The organism is Pantoea sp. At-9b, assembly GCF_000175935.2.
Taxonomy (GTDB): Bacteria; Pseudomonadota; Gammaproteobacteria; order Enterobacterales; family Enterobacteriaceae; genus Pantoea.
On record NC_014837.1, the window covers coordinates 2,680,927 to 2,707,268 of the forward strand.

Annotated in this window: 22 protein-coding genes; 1 reads left to right on the plus strand and 21 read right to left on the minus strand. The window is 58.9% G+C overall.

Annotated features, from left to right (window positions below; all coding sequences use genetic code 11):
• Positions 1–4: 4 nt before the first annotated feature.
• The 6 genes from phnK to phnF are packed head-to-tail and all read right to left on the minus strand — an operon-like array spanning position 5 to position 4,407.
• Positions 5–766, minus strand: a complete 762-nt coding sequence (gene phnK / locus PAT9B_RS12425; protein WP_013509620.1) for a phosphonate C-P lyase system protein PhnK — start codon at positions 764–766, stop codon at positions 5–7.
• Positions 756–1,604: an alpha-D-ribose 1-methylphosphonate 5-phosphate C-P-lyase PhnJ gene (locus PAT9B_RS12430; RefSeq protein ID WP_013509621.1), complete on the minus strand. Its 849-nt coding sequence runs from the start codon at positions 1,602–1,604 to the stop codon at positions 756–758. The genes phnK and PAT9B_RS12430 overlap by 11 nt, the downstream gene beginning before the upstream one ends.
• Positions 1,597–2,673, minus strand: coding sequence for a carbon-phosphorus lyase complex subunit PhnI (locus PAT9B_RS12435; RefSeq protein WP_013509622.1), 1,077 nt, complete (start codon positions 2,671–2,673; stop codon positions 1,597–1,599). The genes PAT9B_RS12430 and PAT9B_RS12435 overlap by 8 nt, the downstream gene beginning before the upstream one ends.
• A complete protein-coding gene (gene phnH / locus PAT9B_RS12440; protein WP_013509623.1) occupies positions 2,673–3,248 on the minus strand; it encodes a phosphonate C-P lyase system protein PhnH in 576 nt (191 codons plus the stop codon). The genes PAT9B_RS12435 and phnH overlap by 1 nt, the downstream gene beginning before the upstream one ends.
• On the minus strand, positions 3,248–3,694 hold the full coding sequence (gene phnG, locus PAT9B_RS12445; protein ID WP_013509624.1) for a phosphonate C-P lyase system protein PhnG: 447 nt from the start codon (positions 3,692–3,694) through the stop codon (positions 3,248–3,250). Before phnG ends, phnH begins: the two co-directional genes overlap by 1 nt.
• Entirely contained in the window at positions 3,694–4,407 is a 714-nt protein-coding gene (phnF, locus tag PAT9B_RS12450) for a phosphonate metabolism transcriptional regulator PhnF (protein ID WP_041525965.1), read from the minus strand. Before phnF ends, phnG begins: the two co-directional genes overlap by 1 nt.
• A gap of 311 nt (positions 4,408–4,718) precedes the next feature.
• Here phnF and PAT9B_RS12455 point away from each other — a divergent pair, with 311 nt between their 5' ends.
• Positions 4,719–6,887, plus strand: coding sequence for an EAL domain-containing protein (locus PAT9B_RS12455; RefSeq protein ID WP_041525812.1), 2,169 nt, complete (start codon positions 4,719–4,721; stop codon positions 6,885–6,887).
• Positions 6,888–6,959: 72 nt separating this feature from the next.
• Here PAT9B_RS12455 and PAT9B_RS12460 read toward each other — a convergent pair whose 3' ends face one another.
• The 15 genes from PAT9B_RS12460 to PAT9B_RS12535 all read right to left on the minus strand — a co-directional run bounded on the left by PAT9B_RS12460 (position 6,960) and on the right by PAT9B_RS12535 (position 26,341).
• Positions 6,960–7,802: an oxidoreductase gene (locus PAT9B_RS12460; RefSeq protein WP_013509627.1), complete on the minus strand. Its 843-nt coding sequence runs from the start codon at positions 7,800–7,802 to the stop codon at positions 6,960–6,962.
• Between the two features lie 103 nt (positions 7,803–7,905).
• Positions 7,906–9,873: a hydantoinase B/oxoprolinase family protein gene (locus PAT9B_RS12465; RefSeq protein WP_013509628.1), complete on the minus strand. Its 1,968-nt coding sequence runs from the start codon at positions 9,871–9,873 to the stop codon at positions 7,906–7,908.
• A 1-nt stretch (position 9,874) separates the two neighbouring features.
• A complete protein-coding gene (locus PAT9B_RS12470) occupies positions 9,875–11,920 on the minus strand; it encodes a hydantoinase/oxoprolinase family protein (protein ID WP_013509629.1) in 2,046 nt (681 codons plus the stop codon).
• Between the two features lie 15 nt (positions 11,921–11,935).
• Positions 11,936–12,382 carry a GNAT family N-acetyltransferase gene (locus PAT9B_RS12475; RefSeq protein ID WP_013509630.1) on the minus strand — a complete coding sequence of 149 codons (447 nt, stop codon included), beginning with the start codon at positions 12,380–12,382 and terminating at the stop codon, positions 11,936–11,938.
• Positions 12,383–13,296: 914 nt separating this feature from the next.
• Positions 13,297–13,809 (minus strand): Lrp/AsnC family transcriptional regulator, encoded by a 513-nt coding sequence (locus PAT9B_RS12485; protein WP_013509631.1) that lies wholly within the window; start codon positions 13,807–13,809, stop codon positions 13,297–13,299.
• A 141-nt stretch (positions 13,810–13,950) separates the two neighbouring features.
• A complete protein-coding gene (gene gabT / locus PAT9B_RS12490; RefSeq protein ID WP_013509632.1) occupies positions 13,951–15,267 on the minus strand; it encodes a 4-aminobutyrate--2-oxoglutarate transaminase in 1,317 nt (438 codons plus the stop codon).
• Positions 15,268–15,380: 113 nt separating this feature from the next.
• On the minus strand, positions 15,381–16,514 hold the full coding sequence (locus tag PAT9B_RS12495) for a M20 aminoacylase family protein (protein ID WP_223300483.1): 1,134 nt from the start codon (positions 16,512–16,514) through the stop codon (positions 15,381–15,383).
• 7 nt (positions 16,515–16,521) lie between these two features.
• Positions 16,522–17,448: a glyoxylate/hydroxypyruvate reductase A gene (locus tag PAT9B_RS12500; protein ID WP_013509634.1), complete on the minus strand. Its 927-nt coding sequence runs from the start codon at positions 17,446–17,448 to the stop codon at positions 16,522–16,524.
• A complete protein-coding gene (locus PAT9B_RS12505) occupies positions 17,448–18,296 on the minus strand; it encodes a GNAT family N-acetyltransferase (RefSeq protein ID WP_013509635.1) in 849 nt (282 codons plus the stop codon). Before PAT9B_RS12505 ends, PAT9B_RS12500 begins: the two co-directional genes overlap by 1 nt.
• 10 nt (positions 18,297–18,306) lie before the next feature.
• A complete protein-coding gene (locus tag PAT9B_RS12510; protein ID WP_013509636.1) occupies positions 18,307–19,638 on the minus strand; it encodes an FAD-binding oxidoreductase in 1,332 nt (443 codons plus the stop codon).
• A gap of 189 nt (positions 19,639–19,827) precedes the next feature.
• Positions 19,828–21,492, minus strand: a complete 1,665-nt coding sequence (locus PAT9B_RS12515; RefSeq protein WP_013509637.1) for an ABC transporter ATP-binding protein — start codon at positions 21,490–21,492, stop codon at positions 19,828–19,830.
• Entirely contained in the window at positions 21,489–22,340 is an 852-nt protein-coding gene (locus PAT9B_RS12520) for an ABC transporter permease (protein ID WP_013509638.1), read from the minus strand. The genes PAT9B_RS12515 and PAT9B_RS12520 overlap by 4 nt, the downstream gene beginning before the upstream one ends.
• Positions 22,340–23,293: an ABC transporter permease gene (locus PAT9B_RS12525; protein ID WP_013509639.1), complete on the minus strand. Its 954-nt coding sequence runs from the start codon at positions 23,291–23,293 to the stop codon at positions 22,340–22,342. The genes PAT9B_RS12520 and PAT9B_RS12525 overlap by 1 nt, the downstream gene beginning before the upstream one ends.
• Before the next feature lie 27 nt (positions 23,294–23,320).
• Positions 23,321–24,925, minus strand: a complete 1,605-nt coding sequence (locus PAT9B_RS12530) for an ABC transporter substrate-binding protein (RefSeq protein ID WP_013509640.1) — start codon at positions 24,923–24,925, stop codon at positions 23,321–23,323.
• Positions 24,926–25,063: 138 nt separating this feature from the next.
• The gene (locus PAT9B_RS12535) at positions 25,064–26,341 is read right to left on the minus strand and encodes an FAD-binding oxidoreductase (protein WP_013509641.1); all 1,278 of its coding nucleotides are present in this window, start codon (positions 26,339–26,341) and stop codon (positions 25,064–25,066) included.
• Position 26,342: the final 1 nt, after the last annotated feature.

Consider the following 26,342-nt stretch of genomic DNA (forward strand, 5'->3'; position numbering starts at 1 on the left):
GCCATTAATTGAGCACCGAAGAGACCAGCAGTTGGGTATAAGGATGGTGTGGATCGTCCAGCACCCGATCGGTGAGGCCACTTTCCACCACCCTGCCCTGTTTCATCACCAGCAGACGATGCGCCAGCAACCGCGCCACGCCGAGATCATGGGTCACGATCACCACCGCCAGATTGAGTTCGCGTACCAGCGTGCGCAGCAGGTCAAGCAGACGTGCCTGCACCGACACATCCAGCCCGCCGGTCGGTTCATCCATAAACACCAGCGTCGGCTGCGTCACCAGGTTGCGCGCAATCTGCAAGCGCTGTTGCATCCCGCCGGAGAAGGTGGTCGGCAGGTCATCAATACGCCCAGCCGGGATCTCCACATCCTGCAACCAGCGCATCGCTTCAGCACGAATGTTGCCGTAGTGGCGCTGGCCGACCGCCATCAGCCGCTCGCCGATATTGCCCCCCGCCGTCACCTGCGGGCGCAGGCCATCAAGGGGATGTTGATGTACCACCCCCCATTCGGTGCGTAACAGACGGCGTCGCTCGCTCTCGCTTAACTGATACAGATCCTGATCGCGATAGATAATGTTGCCCTGCTGCGGTGCCAGGCGGGCTGACAGGCTGCGCAGCAAGGTGGTTTTACCGGAACCGGATTCGCCCACAATCCCCAGCACTTCGCCGGGATAGAGTTCAAAACTCACCTCTTCAAACCCCTTGCCGGGTGCATAGAGGTGGGTAAGGTTATTGACCGCAAGCAGCGGCTGTTCACTGTGCATGCTGTTGTTCCTGCTGCTGGTGGCAAAAATCGGTATCGGAGCAGACGAACATGCGCGTACCGGCATCATCCATCACCACCTCATCAAGGTAGCTGTGGCGGGAACCGCACAGCGCACAGGGTTGATCCCACTGTTGCACGCTGAACGGATGATCGTCGAAGTCGAGGCTTTCCACTTTGGTATACGGCGGCAGCGCATAGATGCGTTTCTCACGCCCGGCACCAAACAGTTGCAGTGCTGGCATCATATGCATCTTGGGGTTGTCGAATTTGGGGATCGGCGACGGGTCCATCACGTAGCGATCGTTGACCTTCACCGGGTATGCGTAGGTGGTGGCGATATGGCCGTAGCGGGCGATATCCTCATACAGTTTGACCTGCATGATGCCGTACTCCTCCAACGCATGCATGGTACGGGTCTCGGTTTCACGCGGTTCGATAAAGCGCAGTGGCTCGGGGATCGGCACCTGGAAAATCAGGATTTGATCTTCCTCCAGAGGCGTCTCCGGGATGCGGTGACGCGTCTGAATTAGGGTCGCATCATGGGTGCGCTCCGTGGTGGCCGCACCGCTGACCCGCTGGAAGAAGCGACGAATCGATACCGCGTTGGTGGTATCGTCGGCCCCCTGGTCAATCACCTTCAGCACATCCTGATCGCCAATGATGCTGGCGGTGATCTGAATGCCGCCCGTGCCCCAGCCGTAAGGCATCGGCATTTCGCGCCCGGCAAAGGGCACCTGATAACCTGGGATCGCCACCGCTTTCAGGATGGCGCGGCGGATAGTGCGTTTGGTCTGCTCATCCAGATAGCCGCTGTTATAGCCGCTCAGTTCACTCATCATTCTGCTCCTGATACTGTTGGCGCAGCCGCTTGAGCAACTCCAGCTCCGCCTGAAAATCGACGTAGTGCGGCAACTTCAGGTGCGAAACAAAGCCTGCGGCTTCCACATTGTCGGCATGGGCCAGCACAAACTCTTCGTCCTGTGCCGGGCTGGTGATGCGCTCCTGGTACTCACGGGTTTGTAGCGCACGATCCACCAGCGCCATCGCCATCGCCTTGCGTTCGGCACGGCCAAACACCAGGCCGTAGCCACGGGTGAAGTGCGGTGCGCTGTCGCCCTGGGTGGTAAAGCCGTTGACCATCTCGCACTCGGTTAGCAGGATTTCCCCGATCTCAATCTCAAAGCCCAGTTCCTCCGGGCAGATGGAAACGCTGAGATAACCGGTGCGGATCTCACCGGCGAACGGGTGGTTACGGCCATAGCCACGCTGGGTAGAATAGCCAAGCGCCAGCAAGAAGCCTTCGTCACCGCGTACCAGTTGTTGCAGGCGTGCCGCACGTGATGCCGGGAAGGTCGGTGGTTCACGGGTGATATCGCAGGGCTCGCTGCCATCATCCACTTCGTGCGCCGCCAGCCCTTCCGCCGTCATCATGCTGAACATGTGCGGGCAATGCTCAGGTAGCGCCTGATCATCACGCGGTGCCGTCGGGGTTTCACCATTTGCCAGCAGGGTAAAATCCAGCAGACGATGGCTATAGTCATAGGTCGGGCCAAGCACCTGGCCGCCTGGCAGATCTTTGTACACCGCGGAGATGCGGCGTTCGATACGCATGGCGTCCGTAGCCAGCGCCAGACTGTCAGCCAGACGTGGCAGCGTGGTGCGATAGGCGCGGAGCAGGAAAATCGCTTCGACTAAATCGCCGCTGGCCTGTTTGATCGCCAGCGCCGCCAGCTGGGGATCATAGATGCCACCTTCGGTCATCACGCGGTCCACCGCCAGACCGAGCTGCGCGGCCAGCTGGTCACAATGCAGTTCTGCCAGTGCGCGATCGCCACGTCGCAGGTCGGCCTGAAGTTCATGGGCGCTGGCAATCGCCTTTTCGCCCCCTTTCACCGCCACGTACATCAGCACACCTCCACATCGGTGGTACGCGGCAGTGCCATCATCGCTTCGCCGCAGGTGAAGATCAGATCGACGCCCTGCGGGAACGGATGTGGACGTTCGCGCAGGTAATGCAGGATCGCTTCCGGCAATTGCGGCGCAATGGCGCGCGATTCACGCAGGCCAGGGCCGGAGAGGCGTAGCGTCAGGCCGCCATTCAGCGCCGGGACTTCCACAATCAGCGTGGTGCTTTTTTCAGGGGACAGATTGTCTCCGGCGGCGAACTGAGCCGGATCGGGATTGGCACTGGCATGGGTCAGGGCAAAAGGCGCATCGCGCTCGCTGACAATCGGCACACCGGTATGAAAACGCAGGTTATTGCGCAGCAGTTCATTATCTACCTTGCCATCCAGCCACAATGCACTCTCCTGGTCGACCAGCGTCAGCAGCACTGCCGTTGCCGCCGGTGACAGATCGCCCCAGCCCTGCGTCAGCGGTAAGGCCACCATCACACCCGGCTCGCTCATCGCTTTCAGAATGCGGCGAAAAGCGCGCTGAGCGTCTGCCACCGGATGGTTAAAACTTGCCAGTAATGTCATCAGTTATCTCCGCGAACCAGCGTAAAGAAATCCACTTTGGAGCTGGCGATTTCACGTGCGCGCAGCTGACGCTGTTCTTCACGCAGGGCCGCCAGCGGGGCAATCACTTTTTCTTCAATCAGCGCCTGGGTTTCCGGCTGCTGTAATAAGGCATCGATCAATGCGCAGCGCTCGGCATGGGCTTTGTCACGGCCCAGCACATAGCTAAATCCAAGGGTGCCATCGTGCAGCTTCACCACCGCGCGCGTCACCGTGGCATCGCCCATCACGAAGCGTTTGCCGCTGCCACCCATGCGGGCCTGCAAACGGGTCAGACCGGTTTCTGCCGGACGGACGCATTCAAAACTCGGGGCGAGACGCAGCGGCTGCCAGTGCGCTTCCAGCACGCTGGCATCACTGTGGGCCAGCACCGAGAGCCAGTTCTGGCGGGCTGTTGGTTGTTTCATTAGTGCTCCAGAGTCAGTTCAATCATGTCGCCACGCGTCAGGCTGACGGAGTACTCCGCCACCTGACCGTCGCTGTTTTTGTTCAGGGTGCGCACGCACAACACCGGCGACTGCAAGGCAATCTCCAGTTGTTGACACTCTTTGGCCTGTGCACGGCGGGTGCTGATACGGGTTTGTGAACGGGTCAGTTGCAATCCGAGATGCTGTTGCAGGTGGTCATGCAGCGATCCGCTGTGGAACTGCTGTAACGCGGGCCACCAGCTCAGTTCGGACAGATAGTGATTAATCACGCAGACCGGCACACCATTGACGCGACGCAGAGTTCGCAGGTGGATCACGTTGTCGCCTTCATTGACGCCAAGCGCGGTTGCCACATCGTGGCTGGCCGGGCGCAGCACCGCCAACAGACGTTCGCTGGTAGGATGGCTGCCCTGCTCCAGCAGGTTCTGACTGAAGCGTGCCTGTGCATGCAACGGGTAGTCGTAAGGACGCATCAGTACCAGGATGCCCACGCCATGACGCCGTTGCAGCAACCCTTTATTCACCAGTTCGTCCACTGCGCGACGCAGCGTGTGGCGGTTGACTTCATAATGTGCGGCCAGCTGTTGTTCGGAAGGCAAGTAATCGCCGCAGCGATATTGTTGCTGCAACGCCTGCTCCAGTTGAGCGGCGACTGCCTGATACACAGTGGTCGGATGTCTGGATATCTCCATCACCATCAATACCTCGCTGGCGAGTGTTGAGGAAACGCAGCAAGAGGCGCTGCGGGATGGCGACTACCTTGGCTGAGGCAAATGACAAAGCCGTGACGGCTCAATGACGTGCTGATGAATTTGCTTTTGGGCAGCAAAACGTGACTGCCATAGCAGGTGTTTTAATAAAAAATTTTTAACTGTTTCCTTTGTGACGGCGCTCAACAATTTTTCTGCCTTTTTCACAACATTAACGCTTCCCTTGCGTAATGCAGCTTTTCAGACTTCTGCTAACTTAAATCATGATCCCTCCTTGTTACGCGACTTTTAAAATGATTAATACAATCAAACTGTCAGACGGTTTCCGCCGCAATTTTGTGCGTGAAGTGATTTTGCCGTTAACGGCCATTCTGTTGCTGACCTTTGCCGGTGCGGGTGCGGGCCTGTTTTGGGGTACCCGGCTGACCAATAACGAAGCACAAGAACAGCAGCAACGGATGATTGAGGCCTCCTTCGAACAAAGCCTGACGGAGCACCTGCGTCAACTGCGCAGCCTGACACGGTGGGCACCGTTAGCCAGCCAACTGGATTTGCCGCAACCCGACCAACGTTGGCTGGATGAGAATGTCGGCAGTTGGTTATATCAAATGTTCGATCATGAACTGGTGCTGATATTGGGGCGCGATAATCAACTGGTGGACGTGTGGCGCAACGGCCAGTGGATGCCGGATCGTCATGTGGAGCCGCAGGTGCAGGCGATGTTGAACAGCGCACTGCTAAACGCCAGCGACAGTAACCACCCGCCTGAGGACCGGGCCGATTTTGTGCGTATTGGCGATCGTGCCGCTTCGCTGGCGGTGGGAGATATCAACGGAGATGCCCATCAGCCGGGACGCTATCGGCTGGTCAGCGTTAAATATCTCGACGACCACTATCTGTACGGGTTAGCGAATCGCAGCCAACTGCGTCAACTACATTTCAGCGGCAACGCGCCGCAGCCGAATAACAAGGCACATTATCTGCTCAACTCACAACAGGGCGAACCGGTGGGGTATATCAGCTGGGAGCCGGATCGGCCTGGCGCACAGATGTTGCGCACCATCGGCCCTTCTACCCTGTTGTCGGTGGTGATGATTACCCTGGTGTGCCTGTTTATGGTCCGACGTATCTGGACCTCGTCGCTCAGTCTGTCCCAGTCGCTGCTCAGGCTGGGAGCCAGCGAAGCGCAGGCGCAACATCTGGCATTTCACGATGTGTTGACCGGTCTGCCTAATCGTTCAATGGTGGAGGATCGCCTTTCCCAGGCGCTAGCGATGGCCGCCCGCTATGACCACCGCGTTGCCTTACTGCTTATCGACCTCGATCGTTTCAAGACCATCAATGATACCTATGGTCACCATGCCGGAGATGAACTGATTATTCAGGTCGGGCACCGCTTAACCAGTATCGTGCGCGCCAGTGATACCGTGGGCCGCATTGGTGGTGACGAATTTATTATCGTGATGCCAGATGTAGACAATATTGGGCAAGTCCAGTCGCTGGCAAAACGCATCATCAGCGCCCTCAGCGAGCCTTATCAGTTGTTTGGCAGTGAAGCCTGGATTGGTGCCAGCATCGGCCTGGCGCTGGCACCCAAGGATGGACTGGATCGTCAGGAGTTAATGCGCAAAGCCGATATCGCCCTGTACGAAGCGAAAAATAGCGGACGCGGTCAGTTTCGTCAGTTTGAACGGGTGATGGACGAGTCACTGCGTACCCGCCAGCAAATTGCCGCCGATCTACGCCAGGCGCTGCTGCATTTTGACGGACTGGCGGTGTGGTATCAGCCGTTGATGGAGATCAGCGGCCAGCGCGTCGATGGTGTCGAAGCGCTGTTACGCTGGCAACACCCGGAGCGGGGCGAAGTGCCGCCGGGCGAATTTATCGCTATCGCCGAAGAAACCGGGCTGATCATCCCGCTGGGGGAATGGGTGCTGCGCGAGGCCTGTAAAACCTCGTTGCGCCTGCCGCAGTTGATTGTGGCGGTTAACGTCTCACCGGTGCAGTTTCGCGCCAGCGGTTTTGTCGAGCGTATGATTGAAATTGTGCAGTCCGAAGGGGCCGACCCCCAACGCCTGGAGCTGGAAATTACCGAAGGCGTATTGATTGAAGATGAGCATGAAGCGCGTAATAACATCATCGCGTTACGCAGCGCCGGTTTCCGCATTGCGTTGGATGATTTTGGCACCGGCTATTCCAGCCTCAACTACCTCAGTACCTTCCCGGTCGACAAAATCAAAATCGACCGTTCGTTTACCCAATCGTTAGGGGTGGCGCAGAATTCAGCGGCCATCATTGAATCGGTGGTGCGGTTGGGCCACGCCATGGGACTGATGGTGACCGCCGAAGGGGTGGAAACCGAAGGTCAGATGAGCGCCCTTGCCGACGCTGGCTGCAACCAGTTGCAGGGGTATTTGTTTAGCCAGGCGGTGCCGTTTGAGGAGCTGGAAAGGATGGTTTAAAACATTGCGCGAAAAATCGCGCCGCTACGGATACGTGTACTGTAGCGGCGCGATTTTTCGCGCGTCTTAATCTTATTGCGGGAAATCGGTATCAATCGACGTCTGCTTCCACGCCTCAATCTGCGCCAGCCGCTCTTTTAATTTATTGGTCACTGCGTCATAACCCCACGCCCCCATCACCAGATGGCGCGGTGGGTTGGCGTTTTCAGTGATGGCGATCATCGCACTGGCGGCGCGGGCCGGGTCACCCGCCTGGGTGCCGCTGTATTCAGAGGTGGCCTTCATCCGTGCTGCCGCCGTGTCGGCGTATTCCGGCAATTTACTTGGCGTCTGATGCAGCGAACGACCTGCCCAGTCGGTGCGGAACGGTCCGGGTTCAACGCAGGTGACGTGGATGCCCAGAGGGGCAGTTTCCAGCGCCAGCGAATCGGACCAGCCTTCCACCGCGTGTTTACTGGCAGAGTAATAACCGGAGCTGGCAAAGCCGATAAATCCGGCCACGGAGGTAATGTTGATAATATGGCCGCTGCGCGCTTTGCGCATCGTGGGCAGAACGGCTCGCGTCAGGGCGAACAGGCCGAACACGTTGGCATCAAACTGCGCGCGGATTTCCTGCTCCTCGCCCTCTTCGACCGAGCTTTGATAGCCATAACCCGCGTTATTTACCAGCACATCGAGGGTACCAAAGGTCGCCAGTGCCTTACCTACCGCAGCATCAATGCTTGCCTGCTGTGTCACATCTAACGCCAGCGCCAGGGCGTTGCTGTGGCCCTCGACCAAATCCTGCACTTTTGCCGGATCGCGCGCCGTTACCACGGTGTTGAATCCTCTTGCAATCGCCTGCTGCGCCAGTTCCCGGCCAAAGCCCGTGGAGCAGCCGGAAATAAACCATACCGGACGTTTTGCTGTTGCCATGCTGAGACTCTCCTGAAATGAGCCAAGCCCGATGACGATGCCATCGGGCAAAGAGACTAAGCCTGGCAGGAACGCCATAAAGGATTTAGCGCGTTGTGCGCCATCACACCTTCATCGCCGGATAGCGCTGACGTAAATTGGCAAAGATGGCGTGCATCTGTGGCGCGATGTCGGTGGCTGCCCCTGCCGCCACCGCTTTGAACACTTGCTGCTTAAGAAAATGACGCCAGCCAACCGGCGCAGCGGCCAAAAACGTGGTCAACAGTTGATAACGTTCTGGCGTCCACAGCGCTTCAAAAGCATCGCGCGCGGCGCCGTGATCAAAGTGCGCGCTGGCCTGCTGACCCATTTCACTACGCAAGCGTGCGGTAGCCGCGTGATCAATCTGGTTATCGACAATCACCACGCCATAGGCGGCGCGGGCAGCCGCGTGACTGACAAAGCCACAGCGCACATCGTTGAGTACCGCCTGTTCATCCCGCTGCACCGGCAGGCCATACCCTCCCGCTCCCGGACCACGCACTTCAACAATGTCGCCCGGCTGGCAGCGGATCACATCAGTATTGCCATGCTCGATCACCTCGCCGTCACGCAGGGTGCGGAAATGAGACAAACCACCAGGCAGCCCGCCCAACACCCCTGCCGAGGCAAACACCGAACGGTTGCGGTTGCGCGCAGTGACCAGCGTATCCGGTGCGAAGATCTCGAACACCATCTCGGTAGCCAGCCCGCCGCGAAAACGTCCGGCCCCGGCGCTGTCAGCCGTCAGGCCGTAGCGATGGAAATGGATCGGCACTTCTGCTTCGTTTATCTCAATCGGCGTATTTTTCAGAAAGGCCGATAGCCCCCCGGACCCATCCGGACCATCATGGCGCGGCGTGCCGCCCGCACCACCGCCCACCGGCCCGAGTGACGCCACCACGCTACGATTGGCGGCATCGCTGGTGCGGATATTCATGATCGAGTTACCGCCCGGCGAGTTGGCAGGCAGGCGATCCGGTATCGCCTGTGAAAACACGCCAATGGTAGCAATCTGCGATAGTGCGCAGGTCAGCGAGCGCATCCCGACCGCCGCTGGCGCTTCACAGTTCATCACCGTCCCCGGCGGCAGTATGGCACGCGTCGGGCGCAGCGTACCGGCATTGAGCAGCAGGTTACGATCCAGTGTCGAGAGCACATAAGTGACGCCGACCAGCGCCAGCGGGTGACGCTCACGTCCGCCGGTTGGCATATTCAACGAAGAAGCCAGCTGTGGGTCGCTGCCGGTGTAATCCAGCTCCAGCGTCTCTCCCTGCACGCGCAGGGTGATCGCCACGCGACACGGGTAGCCGCCGTCGCCGTCTTCATCAGCAAAGTCAGCATAGAAATATTCACCGTCGGGAATGGTGGCGATAATGCTGCGCGCCTGCCGCTCGGCGTAATCAAGAATGCCTTCGATGCCCTGAAGAAAATCCTCGACGCCAAAGCGGGCAATGATCTCGTGGATTTTACGCTCCCCAACGTTGACGGAGGCGAGTTGTGCTTTGAAATCCCCCCAGTTTTGATCCGGCACGCGCACGTTAAGGCGCATAATACGCGCCACTTCTTCATTCAGTTCGCCATTACGCACGATTTTCAGCGGTGGAATACGGATGCCTTCCTGCACGATGTCGGTCAGGGAACGCGACAGCGACGCGGGCACGGCTCCGCCAACATCGGTGTTGTGGATATGCCCGACGACAAAGCAGACGATAGCGCCCTGATGAAACACCGGCTTCCAGATATGGATATCCGGCGAGTGGGTGGCAACGTTGCCAGCGTAGGAATCGTTGGTAATGCAGATATCCCCCTCGTCGTAGTGGTCGATCAACGCCAGCACCGGGGCATAATCAATGCCGCTGTACCAGGGGGCACCGAAGCTACGCGGCGAGGCAAACGCCAGCCCATCGCGGCTGACAATCTGGCAGGAGAAATCTTCGGTTTCTTTGACAAAGGTGGAGTGCGCCGTGCGCATCAGGGTGAACGCCATTGCATCAGCCGCTGCTGCACAGTAGTTAGCGAGGATTTGCAGGTTACGTCCGTCAATCGCCATCTCAGTTCACCTCCAGCGGGGTAATCAATAAATTGCCAAATTCATCCACCCGGACCTGCATCTGCGGCGGCACGCAGGTCGTGCAGTCGTCCTGCGCGATGATCACCGGGCCAGATAGCTGATGGCCTGCCCCCAGGCTGGCACGTAGCACCACATCGACCTGATGCTGTGCGCCATCGATCCAGGCACTGACCTGCTTCGCCACCGCCACCGGCCCCTCAGCAGCGGCCAGTCGATTCAGCGTCGGCTTGGGTGTCGGTGAGGCAATGACCAGACGCAGGTTAATAATCTGCACCGGTGCACTGGCATCACAATGACCAAACAGCTGCTGATGCTGACGGTCAAAGGCATCATGCAGAGCTTTGACGTTGGCCTGGGTCAGCCAGGACGCCTCCAGCGCTACCTCAATTTCGAACGATTGCCCGCGATAGCGCATATCCGCGCTGTAGTGCAGGGTGAATGGCATCCCGGCTCCGTGTTGCTCACTGAGCCAGCCGCATGCGCGCTGACTTAACGCGTCGGCTTCGGTCGCCAGTTTATCCGCCAGCGAGCTATCGAGGTCGCTGTAGAGGGTGCGGATAAAGTCGTTACGGATATCCGCCACCAGGCCACCCAGCGCCGATAACACCCCTGGCGTCGGCGGCACGATGACCCCTTTCATATTCAATTCACGCGCAAGGAAGCAGCCCATCATCGGACCCGCACCACCAAACGCGAGGAACCAGAATTCACGCGGATCGAGACCAAAACGCGACAACAAACCGCTGGTATCGCTGTACATGCTGGAGATCGCCAGTTCGATGGCGGTTTCCGCCGTCTCCTCCACGGAAATATTGAGCTTATTCGCCAGTGGCTGCCACGCCGCACGCGCCGCAGCAACATCGACCTGTACCGCGTTATAGCCCAAATCGCCGTGGCCGATCATGCCGCAGGCGGCAAAGGCATCGGTGGCGGTTGGTTGCGTCCCGCCGCGTTGGAAACAGACCGGCCCCGGCAGTGAACCCGCGCTGTCCGGCCCCATTTGCAGTACGCCCTGATTATCGATCCATGCCAGCGAACCGCCGCCCTGTCCCACGGACGTCACCGCCACGGACGGGATATAGATAGGAAAATCACCGATGATTTCGCCGTTCCCCTGCGCCACCTGGCCATCGATAATCACCGCCACATCAGCGCTGGTACCGCCAATATCCAGACTGAGGATTTTGTCGAATCCACAGGCGCTGGCGAGGAAGCTGGCACCGATCACGCCGGAGGCGGTACCGGACAGCACCATCTGCACGCACTCGCTTTTCGCCTGCTCCACCCCCATCACCCCACCGTTGGATTTAGTGATGCGCGGCGGCGGCACCACACCCATGGTTTTCAGCGCACGTTCAAAGGATTCGAGGTAGTTGATCACCATGGGTTGCACATAAGCATTGATGGTGGCGGTGATGGTGCGTTCATACTCGCGGATAATGGGCCAGATATCGGCCGAACAGGAGGTCAGGAGTTCCGGTGCCTGTTCATTGATAATGGCTTTGACGGCGGCTTCATTGTGGCGGTTGCGATAGCTGTGCAGCAACGCCACCACAATCCCCTGGCACCCCGCCGCTTTCGCCCCGGCGATCGCCTCAAGTACCGTTTGGCGATCCACTGCCTGCAACACCTCGCCGTGGCGGTCGGTACGTTCTTTGATGGCGAAAACCCGGTCACGGGAAATCAACGGGGCGGGTCGGCGTGAGAACAGATCGTGGATGTGCGGAATCTTCAGCCGCGCCAGTTCCAGCACATCGCAAAACCCGTCCGTGGCAAACAGCGCCAGTTTGACTCCGCGCCGTTGGATCACCGCGTTGATGCCCACCGTGGTGCCGTGCGTAAAGTAATCGATGTGCTGCGGCGCGATACCGTCACGCTGCTCCAACTGTGCCAATCCGGTAAGAATCTCACTGCCGGGCTGATCCGGCCTTGAGAGGACTTTTAAGGTGTGAATCTGATTGGTTTGCTCATTCAGGACGGCAAAATCAGTGAAGGAGCCGCCAATATCTACGCCAACACGATACATGGTTTTTATCCGTTATCAGGAGAGAGGAAATTCCATCAGCTTGTGCGGGTCCTGCACCACGCGCCAGCCAAGGCGCTGATACAGCTGATGGGCATCATTGGTCGAAAGCATCCAGCGGTGTACGGTTAGCAATTCCGGGTGCGCCCGCACACAGGTTGCCAGCCAACTGCCAAGACCGTGACCACGCCAGTTTTCATCGATGATCACATCACACAGCCAGCCAAATCGGGTGTAGTCAGTGATCAGCCGGGCAAACCCGATTTGCTGATTCTGTTGGTACAAACCAAACGGCAGTGACCCCGCGATAGCACGCTCGGTTTTCGCGCGTGGTTGGCCCTTGGCCCAGTAAGAACGTTCGGCCAGTTGATAATGAATCCAGTCAACATCAAGGCGCTGACGTTCGGTAGAGATGATGAAGTCATCGCGCTGCCACAGATGATCGGCAAGGGTTAAAGCGGTCATGGCAACTCCTTGTAAAGGGATAAATTGAGTGTAAGGGTGGATGAGCAAGCGTAGCGGCTGAAGCCGAAGCCTGAACAGCTAAGATAAAGGGAATTTTGGGCGGTGGAGAAATTTTATGCTGTGGGGGTGGGATCCAGACCGGGTTGGGGCGGTGGCGAGAGGCGCTCGCCGGGCGCTGGCGGCAGCGGGTTGACACCGGGAAGGTTTGGCCCGCTGGCTCTGAGAAGGTTCCGCCCGCCAGGCATTGGGGAGTTTCAGTTGTAACGTGCAGGCGGACGGGTTAAGGCCCGAAGGCGCGGGCCTTAACAATCCGCGCCCTGCGGCGTCCTCGCGCAGCGCTACGCGCTGTTCCCTCGCTTATCACTCAGGCCGCACGGACCGCGCGGATTCGCCATCCATGGCTCATTCCGCTCTCTCGCCGCATCCATGCGGCTCGCCCTGGCCTTCCCTCTGCGCTCGGCGCTGTGGATGCCGCCCACCCCACCACCTGAAAGACCGCAGGAAAAAACAAAAAGCTAAAAATAAAAATCAAAAGCGAGAAGAAAAAAACAGATAAATAAAAAGCGTGCAGCGGTGGGTGGGGCGCCATCCGGACTCGCTGAGCGAATGAAGGCTGCCAGGATGAGCCGCATGGATGCGGCGAAAGGCGGCGTTGAGCAGGAGCGAATCGCCGCCGGTCCGTCGGCAGTTGTAGCGGCGCGATTTATCGCGCAAAAAACACCGCGTAGCGGCGAGGGAGGCTGGCGCGAGGCCCGGGATTGCAAAGGGTGCGGCCAGGCACCCTTTGCTCGGTCGCCGCACCGGCGAGCTGAAACTGCATCAGCCTGAGGCGAACGAAACCCGCTCAGTGCGAACGAAATCACACCTGTGGCGAACGAAATAAGCTCAGTGCAACTGCCCGCTATAAAGCGGAATCACACCCCAAATTCCACCGAATTCTGCTTCGCAATCAGCGACCTCAACGGCACGCTACTCTTCATAATCGGTGACTTAATCACGATATAACTGAAATACTTATCGATGCCGATTTGTGCATCCAGCATCTTCTCAATCACTTCCTGGTAATGTTCAATGCTGCGGGTAATAAAACGCAGCAAATAGTCATAACCGCCGGTAATCAGATGGCACTCCATCAGTTCGTCCACATCGCGCACGGCGCTTTCAAACTTCATAAAATCTTCGCGGCGATGACCAGACAGGGTGACTTCGGTAAACACCGTCACTGAGTCGGTAATTTTGGTGAGGTTGATGTGTGCTTCATAACCGGTGATAAAACCAGCCTGCTCCAGACGTTTCACCCGTTGCAGGCAAGGGCTGGGGGAAAGTCCAACGGCGTCGGCCAGATTGACGTTGCTGATACGGCCATCTTTTTGTAGTTGCACCAGGATATTGATATCGATGCGATCGAGTTTCATTAAGCCGTTCATAGCACCCCTCATTGTTGACCAACCGTGCAGGTTATCCCGATGGTATATCACGCTTTAATGTGGCTGCGCCAGCACTGACGCATGCCACGTTTTTCGGGAAACCTGTAAATAATTCCAGCAATATCAATGAGGAAGCCGGATTTATCCGAGTCGGCCACTGGCGCGTGCCAGCGCGATATCAAAGATATGCAGCGCTTCTTCCAGCTGTGAATCGGTGGTAACCAGCGGTGCCAGGAAGCGGATGGTACTGCGGTGCAGACCACATTTGATCAACAGCAGGCCTTCCTGACAGGCGCAATCGAGGATCTTTTGCGTCATCGCCGCATCAGGACGTTTGGTCTCAAAATCGATGATTTCTACCGCCTGCATAAAGCCCACGCCACGCACATCACCGATGCAGGCGTATTTTTCCGCCAGTTGATGCAGGTGCGCATTGAGTTTCTCGCCCAGCTGATTGCTGCGCGCCAGCAGGTTGTCGTGTTCCATCAGGTCGAGCACCGCCAGCGCTGCCGCACAGCCCAGCGCATTGCCACCGTAAGTGCCGCCCAGCCCGCCAGGTAATGGCGCGTCCATGATCGCCGCTTTCCCCACCACACCAGAAATCGGCAAGCCGCCGCCGAGGCTTTTTGCCACGGTGATCAGGTCCGGGGTAATCTCCGAATGCTGGAAAGCGAACATTTTACCGGTGCGACCAAAACCGGTCTGCACTTCATCACAGATCAACAGAATGCCGTGTTTTTCCGTGACCCGGCGCAGCGCCTGCATAAAATTAGCCCCTGCTGGCAGGAAACCGCCATCGCCCTGCACCGGTTCAATGATAATCGCCGCTACACGTTCCGGTGCAATCTGCACCGCGAACAACTGGTCCAGCGCTTGCAGACAGTCGTCATCGCTCACGCCGTAAAATGCGTTGGGGAACGGCAGGCGATACACTTCGCCCGGGAAGGGGCCGAAATTCTGTTTATATGGCTGACTCATACCGGTCAGGGTACAACCCAGCAAGGTGCGGCCATGAAATGCGCCATCAAAGGCGATGATGCCAGAGCGCTGCGTATGTGCGCGGGCGATTTTCACCGCATTTTCTACCGCTTCCGCACCGCTGGTGAAAAACACGCTCTTAAATGGCTGACCATTGCCGACCAGTTGGTTCAGGCGCTGCGCCAGTTCGATATACCCCGGATACGCCACCACCTGGAAACAGGCATGCGAAACCAGACCGAGCTGTTTGGTGACCGCATTCACCACGGCCGGATGGTTATGGCCGACGTTCAACACGCCGATACCACCAACGAAATCGAGGTAACGGTTCCCCTCAACATCCCATACCTCGCTACCTTTCGCCCGTTCGATCACCAGCGGATGTGCGGTGACCACGCCACGCGGCACATGCTGCTCACGTGCATCCAGTAACAGGCTGTTATCGGAATATGTTTGCTGTTCCGCCATGACATTCTGCATTTTTAACCCTCATCCACGTAACGTTCTGTTGGCTCAAGTATCGCAACCCGTTGGTTTCTCACGCTGCCGTAATTGCCGGGGCAGCGGCATTTCCTGTCAAAATCGTCTGCCATTCAGCAGGGAAATTCTGTACTCAGCGCATGGCGGGCAATGGCGGTTAACGCCTGAATGCCATGCGGGATCAGTCCATCATTAAAGTCGTAGGCGGAATGGTGCAGCGGCTGACTCGGCGCGGAACCAATCCACAGATAAGCCCCCGGTTTCGCCTGCAACATAAAGGCGAAATCTTCCGAGGTGAGTGCCGGTTGTCTGGCTTGCTGTGCCGTCATCCCCGCCTGTTGCACCGCCGCCAGTGCGAGCTGCGCTTCGGGCGCGCTGTTCACCGTCGCCGGGTAATAACGCAGATAGTTGACCTCAGCATGCAAACCGTGCGCGGCGGTGACGTGCTGCGCCATTGCGCGCAGCCGTGTTTCGATAATGTCCTGCGCTGTCGGGCTGAAGGTACGGACGGTGCCGGTAATGCTGGCTTCCGCCGGGATCATGTTGTGCGAGAAACCGCCCTGCATCCGCGTTACGCTCAGCAGCGCCGGTTCACAGGGGTCCAGGGCGCGCGCCACCAGGGTGTTAAGCGCCACCACCAGTTCACTGGTCGCCAGCAACGTGTCACGTGTCAGATGCGGCTGGGCAGCATGGCCGCCGCCACCTTGCACGGTGATATCAAAACGATCTGCCGCTGCCATAATCGGCCCCGGACGGGTCTGCACCTCACCCAGCGGCAGTTCTGGCCAATTGTGCAGCGCATACACCGCATCACAAGGAAAGCGGCTGAACAGGCCGTCATCAATCATCGCTTTGGCCCCGGCCAGTCCCTCTTCCGCAGGCTGGAAGATAAACACCAGCGTGCCGGCGAAATCCGGCTGTTGCGCCAGTTGGATGGCCGCCCCCAATAGCATCACCGTGTGTCCATCATGGCCACAGGCATGGCAGATGCCATCGTGGGTACTTTTCCACGGCTGGCTGCCGTTATCCTGCATCGGTAGCGCATCCATATCGGCCCGCAAGCCAATCACCCGTGATCCCGATCCACGTTGCAACACCCCAACCACGCCGGTGCCGCCGAGGCCACGATGCACCTCAATACCCTGCTCTGCGAGGACCCGCGCCACGATGTCACTGGTGCGGGTTTCCTGGTATCCCAGCTCCGGATGGGCGTGCAGATCCCGTCGCAGTGCGACTAATTGTTCCAGTTGCATTTCAGTATCCCCGGTTGCGATCGATCACGCCGACCATCGGTTCACCGCGCTGATAGCGGCGCAGATTCTCCAGCAGTGCCGTGACGGCGCTGTCAGTTTGCGTCTGACTGGCGATGTGCGGTGTCAGCCAGATGGCCGGATGATGCCAGAACGGATGCCCGGCAGGCAGCGGCTCAGGATCGGTAACATCAATCACCGCCGCGCTGAGCTGACCACTCGCCAGTGCCGCCAGTAAATGGTCGTCGTTAAGTTGTGGCCCACGCCCGACCTGCACCAGCCCCGCTCCCGGCGGCAGTTGCGCGAAAAGTTCGGCGTTCAACAGCCCGCGTGTGTTGTCGGTGAGCGGCAGCAAGCACACCAGAATGTCGCTCCAGGCGAGGAACTCCGCCAGTTGTTCACTGCCGTGCCAGCAGCGCACGCCGTCGATGTCACGTGGCGTGCGGCTCCAGCCCGCGCAATTAAAGCCAAGTGAAACCAGCTGTTTCAGCGAGGCCTGGCCCAGCTCTCCCAGCCCCATCACCCCGACACGGCGTTCGCCTGCGGTATAGATGCGGTGGGTTTGCCATAACTGATCACGCTGCTGCTGAAAATAACGTGGCATGTCGCGATGCAGGCCCAGCACAGCAAAAGTGACGTACTCGACCATGCCCTGAGTCAAACCGGGTTCGATCATCCTCACCACCGGCAGATCTGGCGGTAGCTTACTGAGGTCAAACTGGTCCGCCCCGGCACCGACCGACATCAACGCTTGCAGGTTGGGAAAGGTCGCCATCACATCCTCTGGCGGCTGCCAGGCCACCAGCACTTCCACCTGTTCCGCTTCGCCGATGTCCGGCCAGATATGCAGCTGAATATCTGGCGCATGTTGCGCCAGCCAGCGTTGCCAGTGCGCACCGCGCACCGGATCAGATTTGTAGACGATATGCATCAGGCCATCGCCTGGGTCATTAACCCAAACGCCTGCATGCCACCGACCTGCGGTGACCACGGCGTTCCCCGTACCATGGTGGTCGGGGCATCGACCTGCGCCAGCCCCAGCGTCTCCAGCCAGGCGGCCAGCGGCTGTGCACCATCGGTATCGATACGCACAAACTCCCCGCTTAACCCCTGCATCAGCGCGGATACCAGTGCCTGTGCCACCGGCAGGTTCAGCGCAATCACCGGGCCAATCGCCCAGCCATGACCAAAGCGGCGCAGGCTGGCAAAACCATGAATAGCCTGCTGCGCATCCTCCAGGATCACCGTCTGATGGTCGGCAAGCAGGGTGTCGATCACCCGAGGACGCCACATGCCATGTGCCTGCTGATCCAGCTCGGTCAGCACGCTGGCATCCGCAGGAACGGCATTCCGCAGCGTCAACCCGGTTGGGATGTTGACCGTTGGCACAGCTGCCAGCGCGCGCGTCTGGTGTTGCTGGATATGACCGGTCACGTTGAAACCCAGTTTGGCGTACAGACCTTTACCCATTTCGGTCGCATGCAGCCGCACGTTGTAACCCGGGAATTTTTCCAACAACGCCAGCATCAGCTGCTTGCCGACGCCACGCCCCTGGAACTGGTCATTAACAATGACCAACCCGATCGTCGCGGCCTGCTCGCCCCAGCGCCAGCCAATGGCGCTGCCCAGATAAGCGCCGTTCTCTTCGGCAACCACGCCGTCACCCAATGTCACCGCCTGCAACCAATCCTCACGACGGTGCGGCCACTTCAGGTGTTGCGTCATGGCAAAACCTTGTTCGATGTCGTCTGCCGTCATCGCGCGTAATGTGATACTCATGCTGTGCTCCTTACATCATGCCTGGCGCGTCAAGGCCGCTGCCATCAACCAGACGGGAATAGCGATAAGGGGTCGGATCCACCACTGGCGTCGTGTCAGTGGCAAGATCGGCTGCCAGCCGACCGGCCCCCGGACCGATACCAAAACCGTGTGCGCTGTAGCCCGCCGACAGCACCAACCCGGGCAATTTCGCCACGGTAGAGATCACCGGAATAGCATCCGGTGTGCTGTCGATCATGCCGCCCCAGGCCTGTGCCAGCTTCAGGTTGGCAAGTGCCGGGTACTCTTTCCGCATCGCCGCCAACCCTTCCTGCACCAGGCTGGCATCCGCTGCCGGGTCGAGAATGCGCACCCGCTCAAACGGTGACTGGCGATCGAATTCCCAGCCACCCAAGGCTTCCGGACCTGTCAGGAACGGCTTGATACCTAAATTGAATTTAAGGTTTTTGCGGCGACTTTTGAAGGTCGGATAGAACTGACGTGCGTAACGGATGCCCTGCGCGCCAGGTTCCAGACGACCACGCCCCGAGACCGAGACCGTGTAGCTGCCATCGATTTGCGGACGACAGGCAAAGCCAGGGGTATACAACGGCATGGCAATCGCCTGCTCAATGGGTTGGGTACGGAAAGCGGTGCCAATCACATTGCCCAGCGGCAGATCGATACCATGGCGGCGGCAGAACATCGACGTCCAGGCACCTGCGGCACAAATCACCCGGCTGGTTTTGATCAAACCACGTTCGGTCCAGACACCGCTCACCACACCACCGGCAATATCCAGCCCACGCACCGCACATTGCTGAAACACCTGCGCGCCGAGGCGCTGGGCACCGATCACCAGACCGGCAGAAGCCAGACGTGGTTCGGCGTGACCATCGGTCGGCGATGAAACACCTCCCAGCCATTGCGTGGTGCTGCCCGGCGTCATCGCTTTGGCCTGTTCGGCGCTGAGCATATCGCTGCGGACACCATACTGCTTCGCCATCTGGCCCCATTTCTCCCAGGCAGCGATATCGTCTTCATTGCGGGTGGCATACACCAGGCCGCTGCGGCGGAAACCGAGTTCTTCACCGGTCTCAGCATTGAGTTCACCCCAGCGTTGCAGGGCATAAATGATCAGCGGTAGTTCGCGCTCGTCGCGATTCTGCTGACGGCACCAGCCCCAGTTACGGCTGGACTGTTCAGCACCGACCAGCCCTTTTTCCACCAACACCACTTTTAACCCCTGTTTTGCCAGCTCCCAGGTGGCGGCTGAACCGGCGATACCGGCACCGATCACCACCACATCGGCGGACTCAGGGAAATTTGCACTGTCCTGGACATAACGAATCGGCGCAGGCATAACTTAACGACCTCTTTTGGTTTGGGTTGGTGAGCGTTTTCCCTCACCCTAACCCTCTCCCGCAAGCGGGAGAGGGAACAGATCGAGCATATGGCACATCTCCCTTATGGGAGAGGGAACAGATCGAGCATATGGCACATCTCCCTCTCCCTTATGGGAGAGGGCCGGGGTGAGGGTTACAGCCCGCACCTACTCCGCCTTCAATACCTCTTCGTGCTCATCCAGCCACCCCTGACGTAACTCGGGAACGGCACGTTTCAGGCGCTCGAAATACAACTCGCTGGTCGGTTTGTCATAATCGGCCCGGGCGATCTGAGTGACGATGCGGCCGCTTTTCATCACCACGATATCGTCGCAAACCGCGCGTACCGCGTGCATGTCATGGCTGATAAACAGCACTGACAGCCCGAGTTCGCGCCGCAGCTCACTGATCAGATCCAGTACCGCCGCCGCCACCACGGTATCGAGCGCGGACGTCACTTCATCGCACAGAATCAGATCCGGCTCGGCAGCCAGCGCACGCGCCAGGTTAACGCGTTGCTTCTGCCCACCCGATAACGCCCACGGGCGTCGCCACAACACACTGCGCGGCAGCTTGACCAGGTCGAGCAGTTGGTGCAGCCGCTGTTCGCGCGCCGCACCGCTCAGGCCGTGAAACAGCGCCAGCGGTCGTGACAGGATGCGTTCGACGCTGTGTGCCGGATTGAGCGCCGTGTCGGCCATCTGGAAGACGTATTGAATCCGGCGCAACTCGTTATCAGGCCGTTGGTGCATATCGCCGTTGATGTAATGGCCGTTAAACAGGATATGCCCCTGGCTCGGGGCATTCAGCCCGGCAATGGCATGCGCCAGCGTGGTTTTGCCGGAACCGGATTCACCAATGATGCCGATCGCCTGCCCTTTCCACAGCTTCAGGTTGATGTCTTCAAGGATGCGGATTTTCGGCTGCCCCTCTTTGTCGCGTGGACCATAACCGGCGCAGAGATCACGCACTTCCAGCAGTGGTTGCATCTCCGCCGTGGCGCAGCTCCAACTACTGGGACGTTCGGTCTGGCGCGCGGCAGCCATCAACAACTGGGTGTATTCCGCCTGGGGCGCACCAATCAAGCGTTCAGTGCTGCCATACTCGGCCATTTTGCCCTGCAACAGCACCAGGATACGGTCGGCCATTTGCGCCACCACGGCCAGATCGTGACTGACGTAGATGGCGGTCACGCCACGCTGGGCCACTACGCGACGAAATGCCTTCAGCACTTCGACCTGGGTGGTCACATCCAGCGCCGTGGTCGGTTCGTCGAGGATCACCACGTCAGGGTCGCCAATCAACGCCATCGCCGTCATCAGGCGTTGCAGCTGGCCGCCAGAGACCTGATGCGGGAAGCGGTCACCAATGGTTTCCGGGTTCGGCAACGCCAGCTCGCGAAACAGCGCAATCGCCTTCTCTTTTGCCGCTTTACGTTTCATGGTGCCGTGGATCACCACCGGTTCAATCACCTGGTCAAGAATGCGCATGCCGGGGTTAAACGACGCCGCCGCACTCTGGGCGATATAGGCCACTTTGTTACCGCGAAACTCACGCAATTGCCCTGGCGACAGGCCACGCACATCAGTGCCAGCGACATGGATCATGCCGTCGGCAATGCGGCAGCCGTGGCGGGCATAGCCCATCAGCGCCATGGCGATGGTGGTTTTACCCGAGCCGGATTCACCAATCAGCGCCAGTACTTCCCCTTTCTGCACGGTAAAACGAATATCAGAAACCAGATCGATCTCTTCGCCTTTGTCGGTCTGCGCGGTGACGCGCAGGTTCTCAACGGCAATCACGGGCATGGCGGTATGGGGTGTCACGTTCATGCTCCCTCCTTCGCAAGGGTCAGTGGCCGCATCGCTTGCAGGCTGTCGATAAACAAGTTGGCACCGATGGTCAGGCTGGCGATGGCAACTGCGGGCATCAGCACCGCCGGAGATCCATCAAACAAGCCCTGAATGTTTTCGCGTACCAGCGTGCCCCAGTCGGCATAGGGGGGTTGCACGCCGAGACCGAGGAAGCTCAGGCCGCTCAACAACAACACGATATAGACGAAGCGCAGACCGAAGTCGGTCAGCATCGGGTGCACCATATTCGGCAGGATGTCGTGGATCGCCACATACCAGCGACTTTCTCCACGTAATTTTGAGGCGCGGACGTAATCCATATTGCGCAGGCTGCTGGCCATCGCGAAGGCAATACGGAAGGCACCCGGCCAGTAAGTGAAGATGGCGGTGAGGATCAGCATCGGCAGCGAGGAACCGAACACCGCGACGATCATCAGCGACAGCACTTTACCCGGCAGCACCAGCAGCGCATCGTTAACCCGCCCCAGCACCTCTTCCAGCCAACGCCCGGTGACCGCCGCCAACAGCGCCAGCAGCGTACCAATCAGACTGGCTCCGAGTGCAGCGGTCAGCGCCAGGCCGATGGAGAACTTCGCGCCATATAAAATACGGCTCAGAATGTCGCGTCCGAGATAGTCGGTACCGAGCCAGTTATCTGCCGTCATACCGCCGAGCATCGGGCCGCCACCAATATCGTCGACACTGTGCGGTGCCAGCTGGGTACCGAAGATCGCCATCAACACCCAGAACAGCGAGATCAGCAGGCCGAAGCGACCAGAGATCGTTAGCGACTGAAAAAAGCGCCAGGGAAGTAGCAAGCTATTCATCAGCTTCTCCATTTCGGGTTAAAGGCGATGGTCAGGATGTCAGCCGCCAGCAGCAACAGCAGGTAACAGGCGGCAAACAACATGACGCAGAACTGCACCACCGGCAGATCACGGTTGCTCACTGCATCCACCAGGGCACTGGCAAGGCCGGGATAGCTGAAAATGGTTTCGATAATGATCACGCCGCCAAACAGATACGACAGGCTGAGCGAGATAGAGTTAGCAATCGGTCCGACGGCATTAGGCAGCGCGTGGCGCAGTACCGCCCGCAACGGCGACACCCCTTTCAGGCGCGCCATTTCCAGATACGGACTGTCGAGCTGGTTGATGATGGCGGCGCGGGTCATACGCGCCATTTGCGCCACCAGCACGCAGCACAGCGTCAGCACTGGCAAGGCATAGGATTTCAGGTAGCTGAGCAGATCCATGTTCGGGCTGCCGAATGACATCGCCGACACCCAATGCAACTTGACGGCAAAAATCAGTACCGCCACGGTGGCGACGAGAAACTCCGGCACCGCCACAGTAGCCATGGTGCTGACCACCAGGAATCGATCGATCAGCGAACCCCGGTTCATCGCCGCGGCGATACCAATCACCAGCGCCAGCGGAACACAGATCAATGTGGTAATCGCCGCCAGTTCAAAGGTGGCTGGAATGCGTTGCGCCACCAGCTGTGCCACCGGTAAATGGCTGGCAAAAGAGATGCCAAAGTCGCCATGCAGCATCCCACCCAGCCAGCTGAAATAACGCACCAGCAGCGGCTGATCCAGCCCCAACTGCTGGCGTAACGCCGCCACCGTTTCCGGTGTGGCGTTTTGCCCCAGAATCATCTGCGCCGCGTCACCGGGCAGCAGGCTGGTGATAAAAAACACCACCGCCGAGACGATAAGCAAGGTCAGGATGCCCGCGCCTGCGCGGCGGGCAATCAGGAACATCATGTATCGGTTCATCGGCGTGCTCCTCTTACGGTTTAGGGATCAGGCAGACAGCCAGGCGAACTCATGGAAGCGGTAGCCCATCATCATGCCTGACGGCCAGGCTTCCACCCCTTTCACCTTCTTGCTGTAACCATCGGTTGAGCTGATAAAGGTCGGGATGATGGTGCCGCAGTGGTCGTAGATCAGCGTCTGCATATCGCCATACATCTGCTTACGCTTCGCCTGATCACGTTCGCCACGGGCGGCTACCACCAGTTGGTCAAACTGATCGTTCTTCCAGCCGGATTCGTTGTTGGAGGCGCTGGAGAGATAGAACTGCGAGAACAGCATATCCAGCGTCGGACGCGGGTTGATCGAGCCATAACCGACTGGGTCTTTGGTCCAGTGGGTAGACCAGTAACCGTCGTAGGGTACGCGACGCACTTTGAAGTTCACGCCAGTGTTACGCGCCACCTGCTGAATCAACTGACCACCTTCCACCGCCCCTTCAATGTTTGGCGTGGTGATGATCTCGACATTGGCTCCCGCCATGCCGGCTTTTTTGAAGTGGAATTTGGCTTTTTCCACATCCAGCGGACGCGGCTTGAGATCCGCGTTGTAGAACGGATGCCACGGCGGCACCGGGGTATCGTTTGCCACATCGCCGTAGCCCTGCAATACGGTTTTCACCACCATCTCACGCGGTTGCAGGTACTTCATGCCCAGCACGAAATCTTCGCTACTGCCCGGCTTCACGTCGGTGCGTACAATGAGGTTGGTGTACATGCCGGATTTGCTCTCCAGCACCGCGAAATCTGAGGTGGCTTTGATACGTTTACAGTCAGCGGCGCTCAGGGTGGAGATGATGTGCAGGTCGCCTGACATCAGGGCATTGACGCGTGCGGCCTGGTCGGTGACACCCAGCAGTTCCACTTCGTCGAGATGCGGCAGGCCTGGCTTGAAGTAATTGGGGTTCTTCACCCCGACGGAACGCACGCCGGGGGTGAACTCTTTCAGTTTGAACGGGCCGGTGCCGATACCTTTGCTGAAGTCTTTGGTGCCATCCTGCACGATCAGGAACGGGGCCGCCGCCAGCATATAAGGTACGTCAAAGTTGGCCTGGCTCAGTACCAGCTGGACTTCATTATCATTGACGGCGGTGAAGGTTTTAAATTGATCCGCCAGCTTGAAGGCGTTGGAGGCCACGGCCGGATCTTTGTGGCGGCTCAGGGAGTAGATCACGTCTTGCGCCGTCAGCGGTTTGCCGTCGTGGAAGGTGACGCCTTTGCGCAGTTTGATCTGCCAGATGACGCCATCGCCTGATTCCACCGATTCGGCCAGCGCCGGTTGTACCAGCAGGTTTTTATCCAGCTCGGTCAGGCCACTGTAGAACATAAACTGACGGGTGTAGTCGCCGCTGTTGTTGCCTTTAGCGGGGTCGAGGGTATCGGTCGCCGAGGCGTTGGACATCGCCGCGCGCAGTTTCCCTCCTTTAACCGGCGTTTCCGCCGCCAGACCGATCTGAGGAAAACCGATCAGACCGGTGCTCATCACCGCACCGGCGGACAACAACTTCATCAGGCTACGACGGGACAGCGACCCTTCGGTCAGCGCGCGCGTCAGGGCCGGATTTACAGCGTCAGATTCTTTCTTAAATTTACTCATCTGCACACCCTCAATATGAAATGTTGTTTAATTCGATCATCGTCACTGACACCCCGCACCTCCTGGCATTGCGCAATAAATTGCGCCGCTACGGTTGGTGCCATGCTTTGTAGCTGCGCGATTTATCGCGCCAGACGATCAGGAGAGCCGATCCTTAGCTTTGTAATACAAGCCCGCGAGAGGCAAAAACCAGGGTTTCCCGTGGTAACCGGGTAGCGCAGGCCAGGCCTCACGCTGCCAGGGGTTTTCATCGCTTTTTTCCGCCAATACATCGGCCATCACCCGCCCCATCCAGGTTGACATCTGTGTGCCATGCCCGCTGTAGCCGAGGGAATAGAACACGCCGTCGTGCTCACCGGCACGCGGCAACCGGTCGGCGGTCATATCGACCATGCCGCCCCAGCAGTAATCAATGCGCGCGCGACCCAGTTGCGGGAACAGCGCGGTCATCGCGGCGCGTAACACTTCACCGCTGCGCGAATCCGACGTCGGATTGCTGACGGCAAAGCGGGCACGGCCACCAAACACCAGGCGACGATCCGCCGTGGTGCGGAAGTAGTTGCCGATATTCAGCGACGTCACATAAGTACGATCTTTGGGCAGCACCTGACTGAGCAGCTCGTCGCCCAGCGGTTCCGTCACCACGATAAAACTGCCCACCGGCACGATACGGCGCTGGAACCAGGGGAACGGCCCCTCATTGGAGACGCCGGTCGCCATCAGCACTTTGTCGGCGACGATCTCGCCTTTGGCGGTGGTGACGCGATGGCGATAGCCATCAAGCCGGGTCAATCCGGTCACTGCATGGTGTGGGAAAATCTTCGCCCCACTGCGCGCTGCCGCTTCCGCCAGACCGACCCCGAATTTACCCATATGCATCTGGCCGCCGCGTTTTTGCAGCAGGCCACCGTGAAAGGCATCGCTGCCGACTTCACGGCGAATCTCATCTTTGCTGATTAGCTCGATTTCCGGGTCCACGGTATCGCGCATCAGCTGCCAGGCACTGCGTAAGCCCGGAAAATGCGTGGCTTTGCTGGCAAGTTTCAGCTTGCCGCACAGACGGAAATCGCAATCGATCTGTTCTTCCCGCACCAGCTGTTCGACGTAACTCACCGCCCCGTCAAAGGCTCGGTAGAAGCGGCTGGCCTGCTCCAGTCCCTGACTGGCGACCAGCGAGGCAAAGTTTTGTGATACGCCGGTATTACAGTGACCACCGTTACGCGCCGAGGCCTGGCTCATGATGTCGCCGCTCTCCAGCAGCACGACATCAATGCCGCTGCGTGCCAGGTTGAGCGCCGCCGAAACGCCGGTAAAACCGCCACCAATCACCACCACCGAGGCAGTCGTGGGCAGCGCACCCGTTGCTGCGCCACGGAATTGCGGTGCGGTCGCCTGCCAGAAAGATTCGAGTTTCATT